This window comes from Pseudonocardia lacus (assembly GCF_018531445.1).
GTDB classification, from domain to species: Bacteria; Actinomycetota; Actinomycetes; order Mycobacteriales; family Pseudonocardiaceae; genus Pseudonocardia; species Pseudonocardia lacus.
In genome coordinates this window covers 1-2,272 of record NZ_JAHDTH010000418.1, presented here as the reverse complement: position 1 = coordinate 2,272, position 2,272 = coordinate 1, and the positions used below count along the sequence as shown (strand labels likewise).

Below are 2,272 nucleotides of genomic sequence, written 5' to 3'. Positions count from 1 at the left end.
CCTGAGAGGTGCTCCTGGTTCGTGGCGGATGTGGACCTTCGCAAGTCACATCCTTGCTGCTCAGGAGCACCTCTCAGCTGTTCGACACACCTCCGCGGCCATACCGGCATGAAAGCGCCGGGCTAGTTGACTGAGGAGGGCGCGATGGGGGGTGCGCGCACGCGGCCCGTGTTCGGGCCGTTGCATCAGGTCGTGATCCTCTTGCTGCTCAGCCCCATCGATCCGTCTGTCGGCTCGCCGGGTCGAGGCCGGGGCACATCAGTCGTCTACGAGTGTGAAGAGTGCGGCAAGACGGTCAGGCGGCGGGTGGCGGCCACCTGGGAGAACTGGCCCTACTGCACGGTGGACGGGCATCGGATGAAACGGCGGCGGAACCCGCCGCGGGCACGGTAGTTGCGGTGCTGACGGGTCTGGTAGCGGCGGGGTCGAAGGCCCTCGGCGGCGCGCGCTTCAGCCTGGTTAACGTCATGCCGGGTGTGCTGCTGGTCGGGGTGGTGCTGGGCGCGGCGTGGTCAGGTGCGTACGGTGGGGGACCGGTCACGCTGGACGCGGTCGCTGACCACATCGGCGATCCGGTGCAGACGATCCTCCTCGTGTTCGGGTTGTTTCTGGCCGGAGTGGTCATTCAGCCGTTCCAGCTGGCGCTCGTCCAGTTCCTTGAAGGCTATTGGGGTCAGGGTGCGGTCGCCGGCCCGGTTGGCGCCGTTGCCGCCGAGTTGCACCGGCGGCGCCTACACACCGCGGCTCTCCGGAGCGGGGCGAGGGCAGCACCGCCGGCATCGAGCCGGTCGGCGGACGTGGTTCGTCATGTTCGTGCCGAGCAAGTTGCCCAACGGATCGGCGCTCGGGCCATTGCCCGCCGAGCTCAGTATCCGGAGGACGCCGAGCGGGTGATGCCGACGCTGCTCGGCAACATTCTGCGCGGGGCTGAGGATGCTGCCGGAAGCCGCTACGGCCTGGACGCTTTGACCGTGTACCCGCGGATGTATCCGTCGATCTCGAAGCCACTCCAGGAATCGATGACGCGCCAACTCGACGCCATCACCTTGGGGGCATCGATGTGTGTCAGCTTTGCCCTCATCCTCATCGCGACGGCGCCACTGATTGTGCTGCGATCCGACGCCTGGAGCCTGATCCCCGTGGCTGCACTCGTCCTCGCAGTTGTCTCGTACCGAGGCGCACTCCGGGCGGCAGCGAGCCACGGCGCACTTTTCGCCGCGGCGTTTGATCTGCACCGCTTCGATCTGATACGAGCCCTGCATTACAGGTTGCCCGAGACGGCCGACGAGGAATGGGAGCTGAACACCCAGCTGACCGAGTTCCTCCAGCAACGTGGGCAAGCCGCCGACTGCGGAATCTCCGATCAGTCGTACGACCACGCAATATACAAGGACATCACGTTCCCGACCCCGGAGCAGGCGGACCCGGATCCCGCCGATGAGCCCTCCGCCGACGAGCCCGATCAGCCCGACGACGAGCGCTCAGATGAATCGCCCCCCACCAGCCCAGGACGTTGACTACCGCGTGCCGCTGCTGGTCCTGCTGTTCTTGTGTCAGCAGGATCAGGTCTAACGAACCCTCGTAACCTATAGCCCGAGCGTGGATCCGACCGGCGGTGACGGTCCAGCCCGCCGGCACGACGATCTCGACGCGTCCCCCGAATAGCGTGACGTCGAACTGAACGGCATGCGTCGGGGGAAACTCGGCGGCTCCAAGGTCGAGACGGAGGCAGGAAAGTATCGCCATCATCGAGATCTGCGACGGCGCCGTCCCGGCGAGGGGGGCAGGACTGCGATCGAACACAAATGAGCGATAGCGCCGCACCTGGTCGATCATCGACGATCCGCCGCTGACAAGAGCCACGACAAACCCTCCTACTATGAGCCCGGCCGCCGGAAGCGTATCCATCTGTATCGCTGGCAATACGTCGTAGCGCGCGAGAAGCCACGTCGTGCCGCCGGCAAGCAACGCCATAGGGCCGATCAGCCTTCCGCGCGGCGCCACGGCACGTACCCCAGCCACCGCCGCCACCGTGAGCAGGATGAACGGACCGACGTCGATGAGCAGCGTGACGACCGTGCCGAGCGCACCCGCCCACCAGGCGGTTCCCGCCATGACCGCCAGCAACCCGAGCACGATCCTAAGCTTGATCTTTAACCTGTGCGCTGCTGGTGAGCGGTGATGGTGCGGTCGCGTTTGACCGTTTTCCCGACATCGTGGCTGGGTGCTGGTCGGTGGTTGCGGGAGCCGAGCGGGCGCCCCGGGCCGGGTC

1 protein-coding gene is annotated in these 2,272 nt (G+C 66.3%); it reads left to right on the top strand.

Annotation, left to right across the window (positions count from 1 at the left end):
• Positions 1 to 398: 398 nt before the first annotated feature.
• Complete coding sequence (locus KIK08_RS38655; protein WP_214408270.1) at positions 399 to 1,517, top strand: hypothetical protein; 1,119 nt, start codon at positions 399 to 401, stop codon at positions 1,515 to 1,517.
• Positions 1,518 to 2,272 lie beyond the last annotated feature (755 nt).